21 protein-coding genes are annotated in these 23,820 nt (G+C 43.8%); 7 read left to right on the top strand and 14 right to left on the bottom strand.

Annotated features, from left to right (window positions below; genetic code table 11):
* The first annotated feature begins 226 nt into the window (after positions 1–226).
* Positions 227–1,483: an aspartyl protease family protein gene (locus DTQ70_RS11025; protein WP_122930849.1), complete on the top strand. Its 1,257-nt coding sequence runs from the start codon at positions 227–229 to the stop codon at positions 1,481–1,483.
* Between the two features lie 45 nt (positions 1,484–1,528).
* Here the strand turns inward: DTQ70_RS11025 and DTQ70_RS11020 are convergent, their stop codons facing one another.
* The 12 genes from DTQ70_RS11020 to DTQ70_RS10965 form a co-directional block, all read right to left on the bottom strand.
* Positions 1,529–2,725, bottom strand: coding sequence for an anhydro-N-acetylmuramic acid kinase (locus DTQ70_RS11020; protein WP_122930848.1), 1,197 nt, complete (start codon positions 2,723–2,725; stop codon positions 1,529–1,531).
* Positions 2,726–2,736: 11 nt separating this feature from the next.
* A complete protein-coding gene (locus DTQ70_RS11015; protein ID WP_122930847.1) occupies positions 2,737–3,282 on the bottom strand; it encodes an NADH-quinone oxidoreductase subunit J in 546 nt (181 codons plus the stop codon).
* 12 nt (positions 3,283–3,294) lie between these two features.
* Complete coding sequence (locus DTQ70_RS11010; protein WP_122930846.1) at positions 3,295–3,873, bottom strand: NADH-quinone oxidoreductase subunit I; 579 nt, start codon at positions 3,871–3,873, stop codon at positions 3,295–3,297.
* A 70-nt stretch (positions 3,874–3,943) separates the two neighbouring features.
* Positions 3,944–5,047 carry an NADH-quinone oxidoreductase subunit NuoH gene (gene nuoH, locus DTQ70_RS11005; protein ID WP_122930845.1) on the bottom strand — a complete coding sequence of 368 codons (1,104 nt, stop codon included), beginning with the start codon at positions 5,045–5,047 and terminating at the stop codon, positions 3,944–3,946.
* An 18-nt stretch (positions 5,048–5,065) separates the two neighbouring features.
* The gene (locus DTQ70_RS11000; RefSeq protein ID WP_122930844.1) at positions 5,066–6,175 is read right to left on the bottom strand and encodes a 2Fe-2S iron-sulfur cluster-binding protein; all 1,110 of its coding nucleotides are present in this window, start codon (positions 6,173–6,175) and stop codon (positions 5,066–5,068) included.
* A gap of 35 nt (positions 6,176–6,210) precedes the next feature.
* The gene (gene nuoF, locus DTQ70_RS10995; protein ID WP_122930843.1) at positions 6,211–7,551 is read right to left on the bottom strand and encodes an NADH-quinone oxidoreductase subunit NuoF; all 1,341 of its coding nucleotides are present in this window, start codon (positions 7,549–7,551) and stop codon (positions 6,211–6,213) included.
* A gap of 22 nt (positions 7,552–7,573) precedes the next feature.
* Positions 7,574–8,074, bottom strand: a complete 501-nt coding sequence (nuoE, locus tag DTQ70_RS10990; RefSeq protein ID WP_122930842.1) for an NAD(P)H-dependent oxidoreductase subunit E — start codon at positions 8,072–8,074, stop codon at positions 7,574–7,576.
* A 12-nt stretch (positions 8,075–8,086) separates the two neighbouring features.
* Positions 8,087–9,319 carry an NADH-quinone oxidoreductase subunit D gene (locus DTQ70_RS10985; protein ID WP_122930841.1) on the bottom strand — a complete coding sequence of 411 codons (1,233 nt, stop codon included), beginning with the start codon at positions 9,317–9,319 and terminating at the stop codon, positions 8,087–8,089.
* An 18-nt stretch (positions 9,320–9,337) separates the two neighbouring features.
* Positions 9,338–9,841 carry an NADH-quinone oxidoreductase subunit C gene (locus DTQ70_RS10980; protein WP_122930840.1) on the bottom strand — a complete coding sequence of 168 codons (504 nt, stop codon included), beginning with the start codon at positions 9,839–9,841 and terminating at the stop codon, positions 9,338–9,340.
* A gap of 24 nt (positions 9,842–9,865) precedes the next feature.
* Positions 9,866–10,411 carry an NADH-quinone oxidoreductase subunit B gene (locus tag DTQ70_RS10975; protein ID WP_028526557.1) on the bottom strand — a complete coding sequence of 182 codons (546 nt, stop codon included), beginning with the start codon at positions 10,409–10,411 and terminating at the stop codon, positions 9,866–9,868.
* Between the two features lie 18 nt (positions 10,412–10,429).
* On the bottom strand, positions 10,430–10,804 hold the full coding sequence (locus tag DTQ70_RS10970) for an NADH-quinone oxidoreductase subunit A (protein ID WP_122930839.1): 375 nt from the start codon (positions 10,802–10,804) through the stop codon (positions 10,430–10,432).
* Between the two features lie 142 nt (positions 10,805–10,946).
* A complete protein-coding gene (locus DTQ70_RS10965; RefSeq protein WP_164489969.1) occupies positions 10,947–13,112 on the bottom strand; it encodes a sialate O-acetylesterase in 2,166 nt (721 codons plus the stop codon).
* A 144-nt stretch (positions 13,113–13,256) separates the two neighbouring features.
* Here DTQ70_RS10965 and ffh point away from each other — a divergent pair, with 144 nt between their 5' ends.
* From ffh to DTQ70_RS10940, 5 genes are all read left to right on the top strand, one after another.
* Positions 13,257–14,570: a signal recognition particle protein gene (gene ffh / locus DTQ70_RS10960; protein ID WP_122930837.1), complete on the top strand. Its 1,314-nt coding sequence runs from the start codon at positions 13,257–13,259 to the stop codon at positions 14,568–14,570.
* Between the two features lie 12 nt (positions 14,571–14,582).
* Positions 14,583–15,071, top strand: a complete 489-nt coding sequence (locus DTQ70_RS10955; RefSeq protein ID WP_122930836.1) for a hypothetical protein — start codon at positions 14,583–14,585, stop codon at positions 15,069–15,071.
* A gap of 6 nt (positions 15,072–15,077) precedes the next feature.
* A complete protein-coding gene (locus DTQ70_RS10950; RefSeq protein ID WP_122930835.1) occupies positions 15,078–15,608 on the top strand; it encodes an NADH-quinone oxidoreductase subunit J in 531 nt (176 codons plus the stop codon).
* A 46-nt stretch (positions 15,609–15,654) separates the two neighbouring features.
* Positions 15,655–16,563 (top strand): LD-carboxypeptidase, encoded by a 909-nt coding sequence (locus tag DTQ70_RS10945; protein WP_122930834.1) that lies wholly within the window; start codon positions 15,655–15,657, stop codon positions 16,561–16,563.
* Between the two features lie 71 nt (positions 16,564–16,634).
* Positions 16,635–19,754, top strand: coding sequence for a two-component regulator propeller domain-containing protein (locus DTQ70_RS10940; RefSeq protein WP_164489968.1), 3,120 nt, complete (start codon positions 16,635–16,637; stop codon positions 19,752–19,754).
* A 73-nt stretch (positions 19,755–19,827) separates the two neighbouring features.
* Here DTQ70_RS10940 and DTQ70_RS10935 read toward each other — a convergent pair whose 3' ends face one another.
* A complete protein-coding gene (locus tag DTQ70_RS10935; RefSeq protein ID WP_122934364.1) occupies positions 19,828–21,594 on the bottom strand; it encodes a long-chain fatty acid--CoA ligase in 1,767 nt (588 codons plus the stop codon).
* Positions 21,595–21,701: 107 nt separating this feature from the next.
* On the opposite strand from DTQ70_RS10935, the gene DTQ70_RS10930 reads away from it, so the two are divergent.
* Positions 21,702–23,051 carry an aspartate aminotransferase family protein gene (locus DTQ70_RS10930; RefSeq protein WP_122934363.1) on the top strand — a complete coding sequence of 450 codons (1,350 nt, stop codon included), beginning with the start codon at positions 21,702–21,704 and terminating at the stop codon, positions 23,049–23,051.
* A 5-nt stretch (positions 23,052–23,056) separates the two neighbouring features.
* On the opposite strand, the gene DTQ70_RS10925 is transcribed toward DTQ70_RS10930, so the two are convergent.
* Positions 23,057–23,746: an arylesterase gene (locus DTQ70_RS10925; protein WP_122930832.1), complete on the bottom strand. Its 690-nt coding sequence runs from the start codon at positions 23,744–23,746 to the stop codon at positions 23,057–23,059.
* Positions 23,747–23,820 lie beyond the last annotated feature (74 nt).

Genomic DNA, 23,820 nt, shown 5'->3' with positions numbered 1-23,820 from the left:
TTTTTGGGAGTAATTTTATTTCGATTTTTGGAGGTATTTGGCAATAATTCATTGAGCTTACCCCAAATTGCCAAAGAATCCGCCTCAAACCTTCTAAAACAATTAAACTCGATGCGAAGTTAAGAAGAATAAGTTAATTCAAAACGGCACTTTTTGGAGTATATTTTTTGTTTTTCAAAGAAAATTGCATAACTTTACTAACAGCCTACCTTTTTTCGGCACGACAATGAGACGGTGGTTTTTATCTTTCGCAATAGCCTGTTGTTTGCCACTTTCACTTTTGGCCCAGCGAGGCCAAAAAAAAGAAGACAAATTTGGCTTCTTCCTGCAGGGTAATATGAAGTTTACCCGCATCCCTTTTGAAATGCACGCTAATCTAATCGTTGTACCAGTTCACATCAACGGTTCAGATACTCTCCACTTTATTCTCGATACGGGAGTAAGTTCGGTGATTATTACCAATCCTAATTCTTTGAAAAGGGAAAAACTGAAATTTACCCGTAAAGTGGTCTTAACTGGGGCGGGAGAAGGAGAGTCGTTGACGGCTTCGGTCGCCATTGGTAATACCCTTGAAATGGGGAAAATGAAAGCTACGTATCAGAATATCGTTGTTTTAGAACAAGATGTGCTTCGGCTGTCGGAATACGTGGGGATTCCAATAGATGGTATTTTTGGCTATGAAGTGTTTAACAATTTTGTGGTAACGATTGATTTTGTTAATAAAGAGTTGCTATTGACAAAGCCTGGAAGTTACAAATACCGCAGCCGTCACGGCGATCGCTATCCGATAGTAGTAGAAGATACCAAGCCTTATGCCGACGTTATTGCGCTGGTGGACAATGGGCAAGAACTCCCCATTAGGGTGGTGATTGATACGGGTGCTGGCCATGCCTTGTTGATTGACAAACATGCTGATAACCAAATCAGGCTTCCAGAAAAAGTGCTTCGGGCGCAGCTTGGGAGAGGATTAAACGGTGTCATAAATGGTAATCTTGGCCGAATCGATAAAGTACGTTTTGGCAAATACGAACTAGACAATGTTTTGGCGTCGTTTCCTGATAGTGTATCGTTTGGAATGAAGTTTGCCAGTCGTCACGAACGTCAAGGAAATATTGGTTGTGAGCTTTTAAGACGTTTTAAAGTGACGTTCAATTATGCTGATCGGTATATTGTACTCAAACCCGTCAAACGTCGTTTGAAAGAAACTTTTGAACACGATATGAGTGGAATTGAGTTTCGCGCCCAAGGCCAAGATTTTAAAGACTATATTATTGATAAAGTGGTTGAAGCGTCACCTGCTTGGGACGCGGGCTTACAGGAAGGCGACGAGCTCCTTTTTATCAATAATAAATCAGCCGATGATTTGATTATCAGTGAAATATACAAACTTCTTCAAAAAGGGGAGGGCAAAGAAATTGCGATGCTAGTTCGTCGCAAAGGGGTCATTCATTTTGCCAAATTTCAGTTGAAAAGAATGATTTAAGCCTTGGCCTTTGTCAAAGTTCAAGACTTTAACAAAGGCCAAGTCCTAATTTGGGAAAGAGATTTTTCCCATGGATACACTCGGAACACCTTCACGTGTGCCAAAATCAACAGTATCGCCACAAAGCATTTCGTTGGCAAGTATTGCAAACAATACAGCTTCTTTTGCATCTCCTGAAATACCTAAAGAATCGGTTGCTTCCATTGGAAAATCAGGCAATAGCTTCCGAAGAGCATCAATGAGGGCTGGGTTGTGCATTCCACCTCCACTCAAATAGAGATGGTAATTTTGGCCTTGTTGGAATACCTTTAAAATGGCTTCAGCGATGGTTTCTGCCGAAAATTGGGTAAGTGTTGCCACTAAATCTTCGGGTGAAAGTGAGGTGGTATTGCTACGTTGCTGAGCGATTCGGACATAATCCAAACTGAATAATTCAGGCCCTGTTGTTTTGGGAAATGGTCCTTTAAAAAAGGCATCTTTTTTCAACGCGTCTAACAAAGACTGATTGACATGACCACTCAGGGCAACTTTTCCATCTTTGTCGTAGGGCAGGTTAAAGAACTTACGCATAAATGCGTCGATGAGGGTATTACCTGGTCCCGTGTCCGTAACAAACACCTCTTGGGCATCGAGCGTGCCTGGGAGATAGGTGAAATTAGCAATTCCACCCATATTGAGCATGATGCGGTTTTCGTCTTTTTTGGAAAAAATAAAATAGTCGCCATAAACTGCTAGAGGCGCACCTTCGCCACCTGCCGCGCAGTGTTTTTGCCGAAAATCGCTTACAGTTATAATGCCCGTCGTTACGGCGATATGGTCTCCATCGCCAATTTGAAGCGTAGCGTTGGGGTATTTATCTAGCCGATGCAAAATTTTTGGGGCATGAAAAACCGTTTGCCCGTGACTGGCGACAACATCAATGTCTTGGGGGGCTATTTGCCATTTCTTCAAACAATCCAGCACGAGTTTTCCGTGCAAATTTCCCACCCACGGATTGAGGAGACAAAGGTGTTGGAAATCAATTTCTTTTTTGGCAAAAACCCGACGAATTTCATCTTTGATGTCATCACCAAAAGCAATGGTGTCGAATTTTTCGAGGGTAAGCGTTGTATTTGCACCATGCCCACTAAAACGACATAGGGCTATGTCTAAACCATCCATGGATGTCCCAGACATGAGCCCTATGATTCGTCGCGTTGGCTTTTGTGCAATCTCAACTAATTTTCTGAGGTTTGCATTCATTCGCCTGTCGATTAAAAATGTCTATCACCAGCCTCGCGGCGTCCCAACATCACGGCACCTACCATGGCAATGAGGAACAATACCGACGCTAATTCAAAAGGAAGTAAATAATCGTTGTAAAGTACATTTCCGAGGCTTTCTACCATCCCCACTTGCGAATTAAATTCGTAAGGGTTGTAAGAGCCAAATTGTGATTTACGCAACACACCGACCATGATAACCCCGAGGGTTCCACCCACAATGGTTGCCGCGATTTTGACTAAATTGGTTTTCGATTCTTCGTCTTCTTGACGCAAGTTCAAGAACATAATGACAAATAAGAAAAGTACCATGATAGCCCCTGCATAAACGATGATATTAACAGCAGCTAGGAATTGGGCGTTTAGAAGTACATAATGTCCTGATAAACAAAAGAAAGTGCCAATCAAAAAAAGCACGCTATGGATTGGGTTTCTTGCTAAAACGACCATTAGCCCGCACAAAATCGTCAAAAACGAAAGTACGTAGAAAAAGATTGCGGCGGGGGTAAGGTTATTAATAAAAGTTGAAAAGTCCATCATTAAGGTAGTTTACAGTTGTGTTCTTGGTTGTGCTACGATACCTTTCAAGTTGTGTTCGTGCGCTTCTTCTTTGGTCCAAGCGGTGCGCAAATAACGGTTGTTCATATTTTCGGCCAACTTGTCTTTTCCCCAAATCACTTGATCACGTTCGGTAAATACGGGCACAAACTCATCGTGACGAAGGTAAATTGCTTGTTTCGGACAAGCTTCTTCGCACAAGCCGCAGAAAATGCAACGTAGCATGTTGATTTCATATACGGCAGCGTATTTCTCCTCACGATAAAGATTTTCTTCTCCTTTTTGGCGTTCTGAAGCCACCATTGAAATAGCCTCAGCAGGACAGGCTACGGCGCACAAACCGCAGGCAGTACAGCGTTCGCGGCCTTGGTCGTCGCGTTTGAGGACATGACGCCCGCGAAATACGGGGCCAAGATTCTTTTTAACTTCGGGATATTTGATGGTTACTTTTTTCTGGAAAAAGTGCTTAATCGTAATCCCTAGACCTGTGACAATGGCAGGAAGATAAATCTTCTCTGCAAAAGTCATTTCTTTATTACTAACTTGTTTTGAACGATTCGTAAGTTGCATAACTCAAAGGTTTACAGTTCCTAGTTTACAGTTTACAGGGTGATAATTAGTAAGCTGTAACACTTGTAAGCTATTTCAAAAGTGAAACTACTAATGGTTTCAAGTACAAAATGGCACCACCCGTCAAGATGATGTTGACAATGGCCAATGGGATGAGTCCTTTCCAGCCAAGGTTCATTAGTTGGTCGTAACGGAAGCGAGGCAATGTCCAACGTACCCACATGTAGAAGAATACAAAGAACAATGATTTACCAAAGAAAACCAACGTACCTACCAATGTAGCAAGGTTGTGACCAGTAATTTCTCCCGTTGCAGCAATCAATTTAGCTTGTACCCAATCCATACCTGGGTAATTGTATCCACCAAAATAAAGACTGGCAATCATTGCGGATGAAACAAACATATTAATGTATTCCGCAAAGAGGTAGAAGCCTAGTTTCATTGAACTATACTCAGTGTGATAACCACCAATGAGTTCCGTTTCGCACTCTGGAAGGTCAAAAGGAGTACGGTTACACTCGGCAAACGCACATGTTATGAAAATAACAAAACCCAATGGTTGATAGAAAATATTCCAATTTCCGCCGTGTTGTTGTTCTACGATATGACGGATAGAAAGTGACCCTGTCATCATCAAAATGGCAACAATAGCCAAACCCATTGAGATTTCGTAACTGATGTTTTGCGAAGCCGCACGAATCGCGCCCAAAAGTGAGAATTTATTGTTGGAAGCCCAGCCACCCACCATGATTCCATAAACACCAAGCGAAACGACGCCAAACACATAAAGAATACCAATGTTAACGTCGATGGCTTGTACGGCCACGTCCCAAACCTTACCAGGGGCGGCTTCGTACTTAATGCTGTCACCAAACGGAATAACCGCGCTGGTCATTAATGCGGTAAGCATGGAAAGACACGGGCCTAAAATAAACAGCCATTTGCTGGCATTTGATGGAATGAAATCCTCTTTAAAGAACATTTTAACGGCATCAGCGATGGGTTGCAATAACCCGAACGGACCTGCACGGTCGGGGCCAATACGGTCTTGAATAAAAGCTGCCACCTTGCGTTCTGCATAAGTGGAGTAAGTTGCTATCAACAGGGTAATGGCAAAAATGAGTAATATTATAATTGCCTTGATGATAAAAGCTGCGTCTATTGAAAAAGCCATAATCGAAGTGACTGTTTTTTAGTTGTTCTCGGCCAATGAACGTTGATTGGCTTTCGCGTTATTTTCTTTACTCAGTTCCCGAATGGTGTTGTTGTCAGTGACAAACGGGCGAGAATCATCAATTTGTTTGTATTGCGAGGCCGCTACTTTCAAACCAAATTCAGGTTTTTTCAAGTCAGCGCGGTATTTATTGGCCATAATCACCGAGTAACGCGCCACTTTCATTGGGCCTTCGATGGTCCAGTCACTGGTCTTTTTACGTTCAAAACGGCAAGTGTTACAAATGAAGTCTTTAACTTCTCCCCATTCGTTTTTGCGCGCAGTAACGCGAATTACTTCATCTCCACGGTACCACAACGTCACTTTGCCACTACATTTTTCACAATCACAGTGTGCATCTACTGGCTTGGTGAACCAAACACGGTTTTTGAAGCGGTAGGTTTTATCAGTCAATGCACCTACTGGGCAAACATCAATAACGTTTCCTGAGAAATCATTATCAATGGCTTTTTCGATGTAGGTACTAATTTCGGCATGGTCGCCACGGTTCATCACCCCGTGTACACGTTTGTTGGTGATTTGGTCAGCAGTAAATACACAACGATAGCACAAAATACAGCGCGTCATGTGTAATTGAACATACGGCCCAATGTCCTGCTTTTCAAACGTACGGCGGTCTTCTTCGTAGCGTGTCTGAACACGGCCATGTTCAAAAGCAAAATCTTGAAGGTGACATTCGCCTGCTTGGTCGCACACTGGGCAATCGAGTGGGTGGTTGAGGAGCAAAAACTCCACGATTCCCTTGCGGGTTTCTACCACGGCCTCGTTGGTCGTGTTTTCAACAATCATACCGTCTTGCACGGCCGTAATACACGAAGGTACCAACTTAGGCATAGGGCGCGGGTCTTTGGCTGACCCTGCGGATACTTTTACCAAGCAAGCACGGCATTTCCCCCCCGAACCCTTCAATGGCTCATAGTAGCACATAGCTGGCGGAGCAAGGTGCATTTTTGTAGGATCGGCTTCGGCGATTTTACGGGCCGCTTGCATGATGGTCGTTCCAGGCGGCACTTCGATTTCGATACCGTCAAACGTTATTTTGAATAACTGCGGTGCAGTAGTTTCCATGTATTATTCGTAGTTCAGAATCAAACTTCAATCTCTTAAACTAATTCCATTTCACCACGGTACACTGCACCGGGTTTTGTTGCTTCGAGCGGATGGGTCACGTGCCATTCAAATTCATGACGGAAGTGACGAATTGCCGCCGCTATTGGCCAAGCTGCTGCATCTCCTAATGGACAGATGGTGTTTCCTTCAATTTTCTTGGCTACGTCCACCAACAAGTCAATGTCACGCATGTTTCCTTTGCCGTGTTCGATGCGGTCGAGTACTTTGTCCATCCAGCCAGTTCCTTCGCGACAAGGCGAACATTGGCCGCACGACTCGTGATGGTAGAAACGGGCAAAGGTCAAGGTATTGCGAACGATACAAGTAGTTTCATCCATGACGATAAACCCACCTGACCCCAGCATGGTACCTGTGGCAAAACCTCCGTCTGACAATGATTCATACGTCATCAAACGTTTGTCTCCATTGGCCAGCGTTAGGATAAGGTTAGCAGGCAAAATAGGCACAGAAGAACCTCCTGCTACCACCGCTTTGAGGTGGTGACCAGGGCGAATCCCACCGCACCACTCGTCGGCATAGATAAAGTCTTCCACTGTAATACCTAATGGAATTTCATAAACCCCAGGTTTGTTGACGTGGCCAGAAACCGAAATAAGTTTTGTTCCTGTGCTACGACCTACCCCAAGTGCAGCATAAGCTTCACCACCATTGTTGACAATCCAAGGTGTATTTGAGATAGATTCCACGTTATTAACCACCGTGGGGCATTGGTAAAGCCCTTTAACAGCAGGGAACGGTGGTTTGTTGCGCGGATTGCCACGTTTTCCTTCTAATGATTCAAGAAGGGCCGTTTCTTCTCCGCAGATGTAAGCACCACCGCCTGGTTGAACGACCAATTCAAGGTCATAGCCAGTTCCCAAAATATTTTTCCCTAAAAAGCCCGCAGCTTTTGCTTCTTCAATGGCTCTTTCGAGGATGTGAATGACGTACATCAATTCACCACGTACATAAATGAAGGATTTGTTGGCACCAAGCGCAAAACTTGAAACAATCATTCCCTCAATCAACAAGTGAGGGTTGTTTTTCATTAAGTAGTGGTCTTTGAAAGTACCAGGTTCTGACTCATCGGCGTTGCAGACCAAGTAGCGTGGCACTCCTTCTGGTTTAGCCAAAAAGCTCCACTTCATTCCCATTGGGAAACCTGCTCCACCGCGTCCTCTGACACCTGATTTTTTGACTTCCTCAACGATTTCGTCGGGAGTCATTTTTTTCAATGCCTTTTCTACCGCAGTATAACCGCCCATCTTACGATAGACTTCGAAGGTGTCGATACCGGGAACATTTATGTGTTCGGTAAGAATTTTTACTGGCATAGTAATATCGATGAAATGTCTTTTAGTCTTTGCTTAATTCGTCAATGATTTCGTCAATCTTCTCATTGGTCAGGTTCATGTAATATTTTTCACGAACTTGGAAGACAGGCCCCCAACCGCAGGCAGCTAAGCATTCCACTTCTTTGATGGTAAATTTACCATCAGGTGTGGTTTCGCCCGTATCAATTCCCAATTTTGTTTTGAGGTATCCATAAACATCTTCACCGCCCATGAGACAGCAAGGACCTGTGCGGCAATACTCAATGACGTGTTTGCCAACGGGGTCAAGGTGAAACATGGTATAAAACGAAGCCACCTCATAAACTTCAATGGGCAAAATATTGAGTAATCCAGCCACATAATCCATCACCTCAGGGCTTACCCAGCCGTATTGTTCTTGGGCAAGGTGAAGCAAAGGCAAAAGGGCAGATTTTTGTTTACCTTCTGGATAGCGAGCTATGATTTCTTTGGCTTTGGCTAGACGCTCGGTAGTAAAAGCAACGGTATGTGTAGTTTCAGTCATTTTCAAAGTCGATTAAGCATCCAACTCACCTGCAATTACGTTAAGACTACTCATGGTCACGATAGCATCTGAGATGGTGCTACCAACGCACATTTCAGGATAAGCCTGATAATAAATAAAACACGGACGACGGAAGTGCAAACGGTAAGGCGTGCGTCCACCATCGCTGATTAAGTAGAATCCAAGTTCTCCGTTTCCGCCTTCAACGGCATGATACACCTCGCCAACGGGAGCGTCGATTTCACCCATCACAATTTTGAAGTGATAGATGAGCGCTTCCATGCTTCGATATACTTCCTGTTTTGGAGGTAAATAGTATTCGGGAGCATCAGCAAAATGAGGCCCCTCTGGCAGATTTTTCAAAGCTTGTTCAATGATGCTCAAACTTTGCCAGATTTCTTCGTTACGAACCATAAAGCGATCGTAAGTATCACCGTGCTGTCCAACAGGAATATCAAATTTAAAATCTTCGTAAGAAGAATAAGGATTCATGACGCGTACATCATAATCAACTCCAGCGGCACGAAGGTTGGGCCCTGTGAAACCGTAACTCATCGCACGTTCTGCGGAGATACCCCCCACGCCAATTGTACGATCCATAAAAATACGGTTACGATTGAACAGACGCTCAAACTCTTTTAAAATAGGAGGAAAAGTCGTTAAAAAGTCATTGATTTTGCGAATGGCTTCTTTCGACAAATCGCGCTCCATTCCACCAACGCGCCCCATGTTGGTTGTCAGCCGCGCCCCACACATTTCTTCGTAAATTTCGTAGATTTTTTCACGGTACTCGTAGATATACAAAAAGCCCGTAAATGCTCCCGTGTCAACACCCAAGATACCGTTACAAACGATGTGGTCAGCAATACGTGCCAATTCCATCATAATAACACGGATGTATTGAGCCCGTTTCGGAACCTCAACGCCGAGGAGTTTTTCTACCGTCATGTGCCATCCCATGTTATTGATAGGCGACGAGCAGTAGTTCATGCGGTCGGTGAGGGTCGTAATTTGGTAAAACGGACGACGCTCGGCAATTTTTTCAAAAGCACGGTGGATATACCCGACTGTTTGTTCCCCAGCAATGATTTTTTCACCATCCATCGTCAACACGTTTTGGAAAATACCGTGTGTGGCGGGGTGGGTAGGGCCAAGGTTAAGGGTAGTCAGTTCATTGACGTACTGTATTGGTTCGTCTTTGACCAGAGTACCGCTATTTTTTTTGGCAATGTTAGCTTCGGTCATTTCTTGTTTTACTTAAAATTATCTTCCAAAAAGAGCATCAATTTTATCTTCACGAGTAGCGTCTTCCAACGGATACTCGCGGCGCATTGGATGGTAATCCATTTCTTCCATGTTCAGGATACGAACCAGATTAGGGTGGCCATCGAAGATGATTCCGAAGAAGTCAAACGTTTCGCGTTCCATCCAATTGGCGCTTGCATATACTTCGGAAGCCGTTGGAATGTGCAAATCGGCTTCTGCCAAAAAGACCTTAATACGTACCCGAAAATTGTGAATAAAACTGTGCAAGTGATATACCACACAGTATTCGGTGGCGGGGGTGGTGTCAGGAAAATGTACCCCAGTAATATCTGTTAGAAAGCCAATTTTAAATTCTGAGTGATTTTTGAGGTATTCGAGCATTGGAATAATCTGCTCACGCGTGGTAGTCAACGTGAGCAACCCAAATGGCTCTTCAAAATCATATACATCATCCCCAAATTTCTTGACGATTTCTTCTGCTACTGATTGATTGTTGAGCATAAGTCTCAATGATAAAATCGATGATTACTGAATGTTATACGATGCCAAAAGTGCTTGATACTCGGCACCATTACGACGGCGGAGTGATTCGTTGTGGGTAAGTTCACGTACTTGCATGATGCCTTCCAAAATTTGCTCAGGGCGAGGAGGGCAACCTGGTACATATACATCCACAGGAATAACGCGGTCGATACCCTGCAAAACGCTGTATGTATCAAAAACACCACCACTTGAAGCACAAGCCCCAATGGCAATGACCCAACGAGGTTCGGCCATTTGAAGGTAAACTTGTTTTAAGACAGGGGCCATTTTCTTAGCAATAGTTCCTGCAACCAGCAACATGTCAGCTTGGCGAGGTGAAAAACTAGGACGCTCTGAACCAAAACGAGCCAAGTCATAACGCGAAGCCATGGTGGACATAAACTCAATTCCGCAGCAAGACGTCGCAAACGGCAATGGCCACAACGAGTGGCTACGGGCCAAACCTACTACTTTATCAAACGAGGTAGCGAAGAAGCCCGAACCTTCGAATCCTTCAGGGGCTTCTACTATTTTTATATCAGTTGCCATAATTGATGGTTATCGTTGTTATTTTTCCCAGTCTAAAACACCTTTACGGATGATGTAGTAAAAGCCAGCCAAAAGCAAGCCCATGAATAAAATCATTTCTACAAATCCTAGCGACCCTAATTTTTGGAAATTGACCGCCCAAGGGTACATAAAAATAACCTCCACGTCAAACAAGACGAAAAGAATAGCTACTAGAAAATACTTGATGGAAATAGGAGTACGCGCATCTCCTTTTGATTCGATACCACATTCAAAAGCTTCGTCTTTACGCTCGCTGTTTCGCTTTGGGCCAATCGAGTGGGTTACTAGCATGGTCACCACGATGAAGGCCAATGCCAAGCCTAGTTGAATGAGGATAGGTAGGTAGTCTGAAGGTAAATAATTCATTCGTATGGGGATTGGTTAATGCAGATTAACTTAATACTCAAAATTAGGAATGTCCGTTAAGTAAACCAAATGTTAGGGCTTTGGTTTTTGAACGGCGCTGTAAAATTAATAAGAAAGGCTTCTGTACACCACAGAAGCCCCGAAAATATCAATAATCTATAATAATTCGTCGTGAATCGTTGAGCGTGGTGGACGAAACTTTGAAAATATATTCGCCATCTGGGAGGTGCGACAAATCCACTACTTTACGGATGTCCAACACAGGAAGTTTCTCACGGTAAACCACTTGACCCGAAATATGTGCTACGGTTATCTGCACATTTGTCAAGTCTTGGAAGGTTTCAATGGCAATTTTTCCATGACGACTTGGATTCGGATAAATAATTAAACCTTCTTCCTCACCAGCGGGACGAACGGTTATTTCTGATGAAAAAGGAGATACACACGTACGTGAACTTCCACCTGCCGAAGACACAAACGTTACCCGAGAACGGGCACTAAATGCACCAATGGACGTTGTTTTGATGGCAGATTGTTTGTTGGGCAATGTTCTGCTACCTTGTTGCCAATCCCAAGAAATGTCCGAAACCTTTGAGTCAGCAAACGAATAAATCGTCGAATCGACAGCCGCCTGTACGCTGTAAGGCCCCGATTGGATGACAGTTGGGGCTTTCATACTGATGGTTTTGATGGTCACGGGTGCTGAATTGGACGAAGTACATCCATAAATGTTTGAAATTCTAGCCGTGTATTGACCTGGGTTTCTAACGGAAATAGTTCTTCCTTCAAAAGAGTTACTCCATGTTACTGTATTGACTGGCGATACATTGACTGAAAGTAAGATTGAAGAATCGGCACAAATCACTTGTTCACCACTTGGGGTGATGGTTGGAACAGGTGGTTCAACGTTTTCCGTCACTGTAATGGGAGCAGTTAGGTAGGTATTCCCAGCGTTATCTTTCATCGTAACTTGATACGTACCTGCTCCCTTTACCGTAATGATTTGGGTAGTTTCGCCCGTACTCCAAGTGTAAGAAGAAAATCCATTAGGCGCTTTTGCATTAAAGCTAACAGCAGGGGTGTTACAAGAGATACTGATGGGTAGAAGTTGCCGAGCCATGACAGGTACTACCGTCGCAAAAAAGCTTGGAGGAAGCGAGTTATCCCACGCACGAGCTACCTCAGCTAGACCTTGACCTTGAAAGTGTACATAATCGTCTTCACCATTTACTGGGTTTTTAGCTGGGCGAGGTACTTGAATATTATCGGTGAAAGGCCCACCGTAGCATTTATTGAATGGAATGTTTATGACGGCTGTTTGTGCCTCAATCACATCTTGAGATACAAACGAAGCGCTGTTGAAGGCATAGCGAGACGTGCGTGACAATACCCATGGGAGTGAAGATAAGACTTCTCCTTGCTCTATGCGAGCAACGTTTACTAAGCCTTGTAGTGAATTTTGGTAAGCTGCTTTTGTTACACGGGCGGCGGCATCGTTTTCTCCTTGCAACCATAAAACAGCCCGTAATCCTAGGATAGAACCATAATATTGGAGTGATGCTTTGAGGTTGGCATAAGGCATACCTGGTGGTAAGAAAACGCCTGGTACTCGGCTTTCAACGGGCTTGCCATTGGCGGCATCTAACCAGTTTTGGGTAGAAGTGTCAAACCAAGAGGCGTTCATAAACATCACTGGAACATTTAGCTTTCTGACGAGTAAATCGCCCAATGCCCCCCAGCACCAAGCACTACGACCCCGTGGGCCAATAACCATATTGGCTGTAACCTGTGCAAATGTAAGGGTTGGGTTGTTGGTTTTATCCGAATTTTGGTTATCCCATGTCACGGCATTGACTCGGTCATCAGAAGCTGCTGGTCCGCCAAAATTAAAAAAACCTTGGGCGTTGGATTGGCCTGCAATCAAAAATACTTCCCCAACCCCCACGCGACTAATCGCATCACGACCTATTTGGTTAGGGCCATAAAATGCTCTTACTTCTAAAGTGTACCAACCGCCTCGGCCAGTCAAAGTACCTAAAAACGTACCTCCACTGGGATTTGATTGAATGGTAGTCCAATCAGTAGCTTGGCCTTGTCCTGCAAGTACAGGCACTAGTCGTGCTTCGATGCGGTCAACCGCTTGGGTATAGTAGCCGCCAATAGAGATAACTGCTTGGTTGGCGTTGTTACGCTGAAAAATGGCTCTTTCGACGGGAAAAGTAATTTTGACTTGGGCCATCAACGTACCTACTGTCATAAACACAATCAGTAACACATTCAGCCAGCGCCAGTAAGTAGTTGTTCTTCTCTGCATAATCATGACGGACGTTTTGATTTTTAAGTTTTTTGCGGCGCAAATTTAAAATTATCACACTACTTTTCACACTGCTATTCAAAGTTATTATGGTTTCCAGACTTGTTTCACTAAATTTGCGGCCTCATTTTATTTGCGTTTACTATGTTTGAAAGCTTACAGGATAAATTAAACAAAGCCATTCGAACCCTCAAGGGGAAAGACAGAATTACGGATATTAACGTAGCCGCCACGATTAAAGAGGTGCGCCGTGCCTTGGTGGACGCCGACGTTAACTTCAAAGTTGCCAAAGAAATTACGGATAAAATCAAGGATAAAGCCTTGGATCAGAAGATTCTGATTGCGGTAGAGCCTGGGCAAATGTTCGTAAAAATTGTCCACGAGGAGTTGACCGAATTGATGGGTGGACATGCCGAAGGTATTAATACCAAAGGTGATCCTGCCGTAATTTTAATTGCGGGTCTTCAGGGTTCGGGTAAAACCACGTTTTCGGGTAAATTAGCCAGCTTACTCAAGCGCCAAGGGCGTCAGGTGTTGTTAGCGGCCTGTGATATTTACCGTCCTGCGGCGATTGACCAGCTGAAAGTACTTGGCGAGCAAATTGGCGTGGAAGTTTTTGCCGAGCCAGAAAATAAAAACGCAGTAGAAATTGCCCAAAACGCCATTGCACACGCCAAAAAGTCGGGCAAGAAAATCGTGATTGTCGATACAGCGGGTCGTTTGGCCGTTGACGAGGTCATGATGCGTGAGGTTGAAAATATCAAAGCAGCCCTAAAACCTTCCGAAATTTTGTTCGTCGTTGACTCAATGACGGGGCAAGATGCGGTAAACACGGCCAAAACGTTCAACGAACGCTTGAACTTTGACGGGGTTGTGCTTACCAAATTAGACGGTGATGCCCGCGGGGGAGCGGCGCTTTCAATTCGCCAAATTGTAGATAAACCGATTAAGTTTATCTCAACGGGCGAGAAAATGGAAGCCCTCGATAGTTTCCACCCTGATCGTATGGCGAGCCGTATTTTGGGAATGGGGGACGTACTTTCGTTGGTAGAACGTGCTCAGCAAGCCTTTGATGAAGACGAAGCAAAGCGTTTGAACGCCAAAATGCGTCAAAATAAGTTCGATTTCAACGACTTCTTGGGACAATTACAACAAATCAAAAAGATGGGTAACGTCAAAGATTTGTTGGGGATGATTCCAGGTATGGGAAGTGCCGTGAAAGATATGGATATTGACAACGATTCTTTCAAACCGATTGAGGCCATCATCCAGTCAATGACTCCGAAAGAACGCGAAAACCCAGACATGATTGACAATAGCCGTAAGAAACGTATTGCAACAGGTAGTGGTACATCTTTACAGCAAGTAAATAATCTTTTGAAGCAATTTGACGAAATGCGCAAAATGATGAAAAAGATGAATACAATGGAAAAAATGGGTAAACTTAAAATGAGATAAAACCATTTTCAAATGTTTTTAACGCAGAACCAACCATTAACCCCCGCTCGGACTTTGCTCCGAACGGGGCTTTTTTTAGGCTTATTCTTGGGAATGAGTCAAGTGAAAGCCCAATCGGTAGGGTACTACCCTTGGAATGGCCTGATTTCGGTGAGTACAAACCCCGCCAAAGTTTTTTGGCTGGATGCTCGCCTACAAACCAACACGTTGTTTGGAAGCCTCAGTACGGAGGTGTTGCCTTTGTTTAATTTTAAACAAACAAGCGCTGCTCAATTTTATGCAGGTGGCGGTGTACGATTTAATTTTATTGGCGTTTTGGCCAATCAAACAAAAAATGTAGTGGAAGGCTATTCGCTTAATATTGGAACGCGCGTTTCGCCCTTTAAAACAGTGCCCCAAGTAAAAATTGCTTTGGAAATTGCCCCTTACGTCGAGCGAAAGTTTGAGTCAGGGATTCTAAAAAGTAATTTTGGGCTGATTTACACCTTTGGAAAAAAATAGCGGAGAATGGAAGAAATTGCATTTTATGGATTTTCAGCACTTGCGGTGGGGGCAGCCCTTACGATACTCTTCACCCGCAATGTGATGTATGCCGCTTTGAGTTTGTTTATTGCCTTATTGGGGGTTGCGGCGCTGTTTGTCTTGGCAGGAGCCGATTTTTTGGCAGTGGCTCAATTGCTCATTTACGTAGGTGGGGTGTTGATACTTCTCATTTTTGGAGTCATGCTGACGCACCGAGCCGACCGAACGGATAGCCAACAGGCGAATATTGTCCTGACGACTCACGTAAACCATTTTTGGGGAACAGTGGTGGCGTTGGCCATTTTTGGCGGCTTATTTTGGTTGATTGTTCATGCCAATTTTCTTATTCTACACGGCCCTGACGATGTGATTGACCCAGCCGTTAGAAGTACAACCCTACGTCAGTTTGGGATTCACCTAATGACAACCCACGTTTGGGCTTTTGAAGTAATAGGTATTTTGTTACTCATGGCCCTGATTGGCGCTACCTATTTGGCCGTTATGCGAGAGAAATAGGAAAATTAAAATATGATTTTTTGAATTTAAAGAAGTTCGATTTTACGTGATAAGACCATCTTTTTTACGAGCTGGAGACCGAGTCGGGGTATTGGCGATGGCCAGTAAGGTGTCGTACCCATCATTGGAAGAGGGGTTGCGTATTTTGCGTGAAGACTGGGGGCTTGAGGTCGTTGAAGGTCAGACCCTCTATTCTCATTACAACCAGTTTGCAGGAACCGACGAGGAGCGACGCCAAGACTTACAACAAATGCTTGATGATTCTAGCATAAAGGCTATATTTTCGGCGAGAGGTGGTTATGGTAGTTCAAAAATTATTGATACCCTCCGTTTTCAAAAGTTTAAAAAATCGCCCAAATGGCTGGTAGGTTTTAGTGATATTACGGCCGTACACTGCCACTTGCATCGCCTTGGTTTTGAGAGTTTGCACGCTACTATGCCCAAGTTATTTGGCCAAGAAGACGCTGAAAATGCGCTTGAATCGCTGCATAAAGCACTTTGGGGAGAGCCACTTACGTATGTTGTGCCTGCCCATCCGTACAACCGAAATGGCAACGCAGCGGCAACAGTAGTGGGTGGTAATTTATGCCTTTTAGCACATCTGTTAGGGTCACGTTCTGAGATAGACACACGCGGTAAAATTTTATTTATCGAAGATGTAGAAGAATACTATTACAACCTCGACCGCATGATGGTGCAATTGAAACGAGCACGTAAGCTAGATCAACTGGCGGGCATCGTCGTGGGGCAATTTACCGACCTCAAAGACAACGAATCTGCTTCTTTTGGTAAAAATCACTTCGAAATTATCAGTGACTACGTGCAAGAATTTGATTATCCCGTCGCCTTTGATTTTCCCGTTGGACACGTCCCCGATAATCGTGCCATGGTAGTCGGACGAAAAGCGCTGCTGGAAGTGACGTCCGAAAATACTCGCTTGTGTTTTGACTCCTAAGTATATTTTTCTGTAACTTGCCTTATCTCTGCCTTTTGACAGAGTAAGTTATGGCCTAAACTCCCAGGTAAGTGTATAGATTATTCCTCTTCTTTTTAGGAATTCAGTTGGTAAGCCGATGCTTGTTTGCACAGGATTATCGGGTAGAACATATTGGGGTAGAAAGAGGGCTTTCACAAGGCTCACCTTATCACATGCTCAAGGACTCGCGGGGTTTTATGTGGTTTGGTACGCAAGATGGTTTGAACCGCTACGATGGACATTCATTTAAGGTATATAAACCAGACCCCAACAACTCTAATACGCTTCATGGGGTAAATATTGCAGGCATTGTCGAAGATCGCCGTGGAAATATTTGGCTAGGTACCGAGGAGGGGTTGAATTGTTATGAACGTTCGACAGAGCATTTTACCCTCATCGTTGACAAAAAACATGCGGGTATCAAAAAGCGAACAGCGCCGTTTTATGCCGATCAAGACGAACTTTGGTATATCAGAGAAGGAGAAGGAATGTTGGCTTATCATTTCAAGACCAAAACCCATCGGGTGATTGCACCAGAGGTATTTATTTCTCAGGATTTTGACTATATAGATTGGACTACACGTACACCTGCGGGGGATGTTTGGATGGTGGGTGACAAAGGGGTGGTTAGGTATAATATTAAAGAAAAAAAATACCATTATTATTTTAGTCAATCTCCCAATAACGAACTCGGAACTCCACTTAATATCATCTGTTTGTACGTTGATGCCAAAAACACGGTTTGGCTGGGGTCGTTAAATGGCGTCATTCGTATTGACAATACCTATACAACTTTTCAGTTTTTTGATAATTCGGCGGAAGGGAAGCCGATTGGGGCAGTGTATAGCATTGCTGAGGGCATCAATAAAAAATTGTGGATTGGAACCCAACGAAATGGTTTTTGGATTTTGAACCCTGCCAAATTGACTCTGCAACCTTTGTCGTTGCCATTGGTCACGCCCCGAAAATTAGACAACTACGAGATTACCCGTATTTACGTTGACAGTAGAGGGATTATTTGGGCGAATGTTGACCCCGATGGGCTTTTAAAAGTGATTCCGAATGCTTCTGTTTTGCGAAAAGTAACCGATACCCCCGATTCGCCAGATGAAAGGCGTTTGGATAATTTTTCGGTTCGGTGCTTTGCTCAAAGCCCCGATGGAAACGTGTGGGTGGGCACCGAAGGTAGTCTGAACGTGTATCATCCCCAAAATCGCACCATCATCAAGCGATACCTGACGAAGGCAGCGATGCCAACCATTCCTTCGTTAAATTTTATCAAGTCATTGCTTCGAGACAGCCATAATCGAATGTGGCTGGGCACTTATGGCGGCATTATGTATTTTGACCCAAAGGCGGAAAAATTTACGCTTTTTCAGTTTGATAAAAACCCTTCTCGAAACAACTATACGCGAAATATTACTGAACTTTCTGATAGCTTATTTTTACTCGGAACTCCGCAAGGGCCGTGGATTTTTAATGTCCAAAAGGCAACGTTTTCGCGCCCACCCATGCTAAAAAACCGAAATGTGTTTTCAGTATTTCAAGCCAAAGATAGTACTATTTGGGTGTCGTCTTATTTTGATGGGTTGTACGGCTTCCGTTACCAAAACAACCAATGGAAACAGGTGTATTATGGGATGAAGTACTTCAATATCAATGTAATACGTGAAGATACAATTCGTAGGAAGCTTTGGGTTGGTACGGAGAAAGGGCTGCTCGAACTGAATCCTAAAAATAGGATGTATCGCTTTTATAACGACCGCAATGGCCTTGCCAATTCGTATATTTATGGGATAATTATCGACAAAAAAAGAGACTTGTGGCTCAGTACAAATCACGGTATTTCGCACTTTGATCAACAAACAAACCAGTTCCGAAATTTTGACGTAGCTGACGGCATTCAGGGATACGAGTATAACGGCAATGCTTTTTTGGAAACCAGTGAAGGAGAAATATATTTTGGGGGGGTAAAAGGATTTAATAGTTTTTATCCCGAACGAATGCGGAAATTATCCTTTAAACCTAGTGTTCATTTGTACAATTTCAGTGTGAATGAAGCAGCCTTCCCATTGGAAAAACAAATTAATGAAACCGATGCCGTTTCTTTACCCTATTCCCAAAATACTTTTTCGTTGGAATTTGCGGCCATTGATTTTTACAGTAATGGCCGAAATGAATACAAATATAGGCTGGAGGGGCAAGACAATGATTGGGTACGCAGTGGTAACAAAAACTACGTCCGTTATGCTAACCTGGCACCAGGTCATTATGTGTTTCGGGTAAAGGCTTCGAACCGTGATGGATTGTGGAGTGACGACGAAAAGAAACTTTTTATTCGGGTACAGCCACCGTTTTGGCAAACTTGGTGGTTCTATTTTGTTTGTACGGGTTTGTTTGGTTATGTGGCTTTTGTGGCAGGGAAAAATCGACTGGTTCGTTTGAAAGAAAAAGAACAAGAAAGACTACGAATTGCCTTGGATGCGCAGGAACAAGAACGTAAACAAATCGCCCAAGATCTGCACGATGAGGTGGGAGCAAGACTTGCGACACTCAAGTTATACGCGTCCACGATGACAAAATATTTGTCTAAAAAGCCTGAAAGTCAGGAGATAAAAAGTAAAACATTGGAGATAATCAATGACTCCATTGTGGACATTCGACGGATGCTGCGTGAGCTAAGTCCGAGGGTATTAGAACAATACGGCTATGCAGCGGCCATTGAAGAGTTGGTTCGAAAAATCAGTCAATCGGGAGTGGTAGGTGTAGAAATGGATGCCTCTCGGCTGCCCGAACGTTTGCCTACCGAAATTGAGACAGGCTTGTACCGAATCACTCAAGAATTAATGAACAATAGTCTAAAACACGCTGATTGTAAGAAGATTACCATTCGTGCGCATCAAGATGAAGATATCATTCATTTTGATTATTTTGACGATGGCAAAGGATTTGATTATGCCAAGGCAAAGCAAGGGCTTGGCATTGGGAATATCGAATCGAGGGTGGCCGTTTTGCGGGGACAAATTGTCTGGACACCCAAAGTAGGGGAGGGCAATGCCGTTTTTATTCAAATCCCCATGACCTCAAAACGCCCCGAATTGTCGCTTCTGGACGTAAAACAAGTCATTGAATCACTTCGTAAATGGTGGGAGTCATTTAGAGAAAACTAATAAAGTTGAGATATTTAGCTGATTTATAATTACTTATATGGTCTTATATTTCTTACATGGTTGTTAAATTAGGCTAATCAAACAATCCCGCAATTTCCGCTTTGTATTTTTCCTGAATTATACGGCGTTTGGGTTTGAGGGTGGGGGTTAGTTCTCCATTTTCAACTGAAAGAGGGCTTGATAATAAGTGATATTTTTTGATACGTTCATAGGGAGCCAATTCCCGATTTTCGGTTTCAATTTCCGCGCGAAGCTTGGTTACTACTTTTTCGTTTTTGATGATTTCTTTGTCGCTGGTATAAGTGATGTTTTCGACCCGACAAAATTCTTTGATGGCTTCAAACGACGGGACAATCAAGGCCGCGGCGTATTTTTGACCATCACCCATTACCACGGCTTGTTCAACAAAAAACGATTCTTTGAGTTTGGCCTCGACGGCTTGAGGAGCCACGTATTTCCCTGCGGAAGTTTTGAAAATTTCTTTTTTACGGTCGGTGATTTTTAAAAAACGACCATCTATCCATTCGCCAATGTCACCCGTGTGAAACCAGCCGTTCGCGTCAATTACTTCGGCTGTGAGTTCTGGTTTTAAGTAATAACCTTTCATTACATTGGGTCCCTTGACCAAAATTTCACCATCGTCGGCCAATTTTACTTCGACGCCGTCAATCACAAGCCCAACTGTGCCGATGCGCACTTCGGGCTGAGGAAAAAGCCGATTAAACGAAATAACAGGCGAGGTTTCAGTCAGACCATATCCCTCACATACGGGAATGCCCGCTGCCCAAAACACCCTTGCAATGCGTGGCGGCGTGGCGGCTGCCCCTGCTACAATCATTTCCAATTTTCCTCCTAGCCCTTCTTGCCATTTGCTAAAAACCAGTTTGCGGGCTAACTTTAGTTGAGCATTGTACAAAAATCCCATGGAGTTATTTGGGTCATACTTCAAACCTAAATCAAGCGCCCAAAGAAATATATTTCGCTGAATGCGAGGTTGTTCGTAACCTTTGGCGATAATTTTATCATACACTTTTTCTAACAAACGAGGCACCGTAGAAAGTACCGTTGGGCGCACCTCTTTGAGATTTTCGGCAATGGTGGCTACGTTTTCGGCGTAGTAAATTGAAATCCCCGAGCGCAAATACACGTATTGTACCATACGTTCAAAGACGTGATTGAGGGGTAAGAAACTCAACGCACGCGCCTCAGCCCCGAACGCAATCAATTTACATCCTTCAATGACGTTGCTGATGAGGTTTTGGTGGCTGAGCATTACCCCTTTAGGGTTGCCCGTTGTGCCTGAGGTATAAATAATACTCAAAAGGTCGTCGGGTTGGACATTGGCTTTGCGTTTATTCAGTTCGCTTCGGTTGGCTTCGTTGGCTTGGGCTTGTACGTCTAGCCAATTTTTAGCACTTTTTACCGCATCAAACGTAAACATTTCCTCGATGCTAGGCGCAGTAGCAACAATGTCAAGGAGTTTTCGGAAAAGACTTGCATCGCCTACAAATACAAATTTTACCGCCGATTCATGAAAAATAAATTGAAAATCGTCGAGCGTGAGGGTAGGATAAATGGGTACCGAAATGGCTCCTATCTGTTGGATGGCAAAATCTAAAATATTCCACTCGGGACGACCATCTGAAACGATGGCAATTCGATCGCCAATGTTAACCCCTAAGCCGATGAGACCCAAACTCATTTCGTCAATCTGTTGAAGAATATCGGTGGCTGAAAACGTCAGCCATTCGCCTTTACGTTTACAAGCTAGGACATTGGCTTTGTTTTGAGGTCGAACAGCGTACTCAAGAATATCGAATATACGAGTAGTAGATAGCATAGCGGTAACATCGGGTTTAGCTGAGTAAAATAATAAAGAAGCAATCAATGTTGCAAAAAGAAACAGCTTATATTTGGAAATGCAACCCTTACCAAACCTATTTACAAATGTCAAAAAATACCATTTCTGAAGATCAAGGCGATATAAATAGTTCTCAGCAACGCCATTTATTTTACGAAAAGCTCGACGAACAAACGCACTTTTGGCTAGAAGAAGATGCCAAATATTTTTTACACCAAGCGCTTTCTACCCCCGTTATGAATGTTTTGTCCCGAACGGAAGGGGCGTATATTTATGATTTGAGCGGAAAAAAATACTTAGACATGCACGGTAATGGTGTCCACAATGCGGGTTTTAATAACCCCAAGGTCGTGGAAGCACTTCAGCATCAAATGCAGGAAGCGTTGGCTTTTACGCCGCGCCGCTATACCAATATCCCTGCCATACAGTTGGCCAAAAAACTAACAGAAATTACGCCCGCAGGGCTCGATAGGGTTCTTTTTTGTCCTGGTGGCTCCGAGGCCATCGAAATGGCAGTCATGTTGGCAAAACAAATTACGGGCAAGTGGAAAACCATTTCGTTTTGGGATGCTTACCACGGAACAGGGTATCAGGCGGCAAGTGTAAGCGGGCAAGCGCATTTTACGAAAGGAAATGGCCCGATGGTGCCAGGAGCGCTGCACGTCGAGTTTCCTAATTACTACCGAAATCCGTGGAATTGGACCGACCAAGATGCCATCGACGAAGAATATTTACGCCAAATCAAACTCCTCATTCGCAATGAACCTGACATCGCGGCCATCGTAGCCGAACCAATTTCTTCAACTCCCGTTGTTCCTTCTAAAAATTACTGGCAAGAAGTACGTAACCTGTGCGATAGTGAGGGTATTTTCTTGATTTTTGACGAAATTATCGAAGGCTTTGGGCGCACGGGTAAAATGTTTGCCAGTGAGCATTTCGTGACGCCCGACGTGTTGGTGTTGGGTAAATCATTGGGAGGTGGAATGTTGCCATTTGCGGGAATCGTCACCAAATCAGCCTACAATACCTTACAACATCTTTCGATTGGGCATTTTACCCACGAAAAAAATCCGTTGTGTGCCGCAGCGGGTTTGGCCGAAATTGAATACATCGAAGAACACAATTTAGTAAATAATGCCGCCGAAAAAGGCGAGTATTTGATGGCGTCATTTCGGGCAATGCAAGAAAAATACCCGATTATCGGGAATGTCGCGGGCAGAGGTTTTCACATTGGTATTGATTTAGTAAAAGACCCCAAAACTAAAGAACGAGCCTACGAAGCCGCCGAACGCATCATGTACCGTTGCATGGAACGAGGTTTGGCTTTCAAAACCATTGAAGGCAATGTAATCACCCTTCGTCCCTCGCTTATTTTGACCCAAGACCAGTGCGATTTTATCCTTGAAACCATCGAGGCTGCTATTCGGCTTGAGTAAGTGGGTTACTGACCAAGCATGGGTTGCAATACTTCCCACACATTCTCCGCCACGATTTTCGCCCCAGCTTCGTTGGGGTGAATACCATCTTTTTGGTTAAGCGTGACTTCTCCCCCTACTTTTTCGAGCAAAAAAGGAATCAATCCAACGTTGTTCTTTTTGGCCAATTCGGGATAAATTATCTTAAACTCTTCGCCGTATTTTTTACCCATGCTCGGAGGAACTTGCATTCCTGCCAAAATAATTTTGGCTTCTGGGTATTTCGCCTTCACTTTATCAATCATCGCTTGGAGATTTTTACGCGTTTCAGTCACAGCAATACCGCGCAGACCATCGTTTCCTCCTAATTCTAAAATAAAAATATCGACTTTGTTTTTTAACACCCAATCCAAACGACTGTTCCCGCCCGAAGTGGTTTCTCCACTTAAACCTGCATTCACAATTTTATAGGGTAATTTCAAAGAATCAATGCGGTTTTGGAGAACGGAAGGGTACGCTTGTGCAGGTTCGAGTCCATAACCAGCCGTGAGGCTATTGCCAAAAATCAGGATATTTTTTACTTCCTTTTGTGAAGCAGCAACCGTTGTAGTATCGGTAGTTTTAGATTGCTCAGTGCTCGTTTTCTCGCTCGTGTTGCAGGCCAGAAGTACCAAGGCAAAAAAATAAAGTGATAAACGCGAAACTATTTTAAGCATATTGTATTTTGATTAGGAAACCATCGAAACATAAACCCACGCAGCGCCGCATAAGTTTCTGAGAAAGAAAGTAT

The sequence above is a fragment of the Runella sp. SP2 genome, assembly GCF_003711225.1.
Classification (GTDB): Bacteria; Bacteroidota; Bacteroidia; order Cytophagales; family Spirosomataceae; genus Runella.
This window is presented reverse-complemented; position numbering and strand designations above follow the sequence as displayed.

What these genes read in the sequence shown, in the direction of transcription:
- DTQ70_RS11025 (WP_122930849.1), top strand. Translation starts at nt 227, where the DNA reads ATGAGACGGTGGTTTTTATCTTTCGCAATAGCCTGTTGTTTGCCACTT.
- DTQ70_RS11020 (WP_122930848.1), bottom strand. Translation starts at nt 2,725, where the DNA reads ATGAATGCAAACCTCAGAAAATTAGTTGAGATTGCACAAAAGCCAACG.
- DTQ70_RS11015 (WP_122930847.1), bottom strand. Translation starts at nt 3,282, where the DNA reads ATGGACTTTTCAACTTTTATTAATAACCTTACCCCCGCCGCAATCTTT.
- DTQ70_RS11010 (WP_122930846.1), bottom strand. Translation starts at nt 3,873, where the DNA reads ATGCAACTTACGAATCGTTCAAAACAAGTTAGTAATAAAGAAATGACT.
- nuoH (WP_122930845.1), bottom strand. Translation starts at nt 5,047, where the DNA reads ATGGCTTTTTCAATAGACGCAGCTTTTATCATCAAGGCAATTATAATA.
- DTQ70_RS11000 (WP_122930844.1), bottom strand. Translation starts at nt 6,175, where the DNA reads ATGGAAACTACTGCACCGCAGTTATTCAAAATAACGTTTGACGGTATC.
- nuoF (WP_122930843.1), bottom strand. Translation starts at nt 7,551, where the DNA reads ATGCCAGTAAAAATTCTTACCGAACACATAAATGTTCCCGGTATCGAC.
- nuoE (WP_122930842.1), bottom strand. Translation starts at nt 8,074, where the DNA reads ATGACTGAAACTACACATACCGTTGCTTTTACTACCGAGCGTCTAGCC.
- DTQ70_RS10985 (WP_122930841.1), bottom strand. Translation starts at nt 9,319, where the DNA reads ATGACCGAAGCTAACATTGCCAAAAAAAATAGCGGTACTCTGGTCAAA.
- DTQ70_RS10980 (WP_122930840.1), bottom strand. Translation starts at nt 9,841, where the DNA reads ATGCTCAACAATCAATCAGTAGCAGAAGAAATCGTCAAGAAATTTGGG.
- DTQ70_RS10975 (WP_028526557.1), bottom strand. Translation starts at nt 10,411, where the DNA reads ATGGCAACTGATATAAAAATAGTAGAAGCCCCTGAAGGATTCGAAGGT.
- DTQ70_RS10965 (WP_164489969.1), bottom strand. Translation starts at nt 13,112, where the DNA reads ATGCAGAGAAGAACAACTACTTACTGGCGCTGGCTGAATGTGTTACTG.
- ffh (WP_122930837.1), top strand. Translation starts at nt 13,257, where the DNA reads ATGTTTGAAAGCTTACAGGATAAATTAAACAAAGCCATTCGAACCCTC.
- DTQ70_RS10955 (WP_122930836.1), top strand. Translation starts at nt 14,583, where the DNA reads ATGTTTTTAACGCAGAACCAACCATTAACCCCCGCTCGGACTTTGCTC.
- DTQ70_RS10950 (WP_122930835.1), top strand. Translation starts at nt 15,078, where the DNA reads ATGGAAGAAATTGCATTTTATGGATTTTCAGCACTTGCGGTGGGGGCA.
- DTQ70_RS10935 (WP_122934364.1), bottom strand. Translation starts at nt 21,594, where the DNA reads ATGCTATCTACTACTCGTATATTCGATATTCTTGAGTACGCTGTTCGA.
- DTQ70_RS10930 (WP_122934363.1), top strand. Translation starts at nt 21,702, where the DNA reads ATGTCAAAAAATACCATTTCTGAAGATCAAGGCGATATAAATAGTTCT.
- DTQ70_RS10925 (WP_122930832.1), bottom strand. Translation starts at nt 23,746, where the DNA reads ATGCTTAAAATAGTTTCGCGTTTATCACTTTATTTTTTTGCCTTGGTA.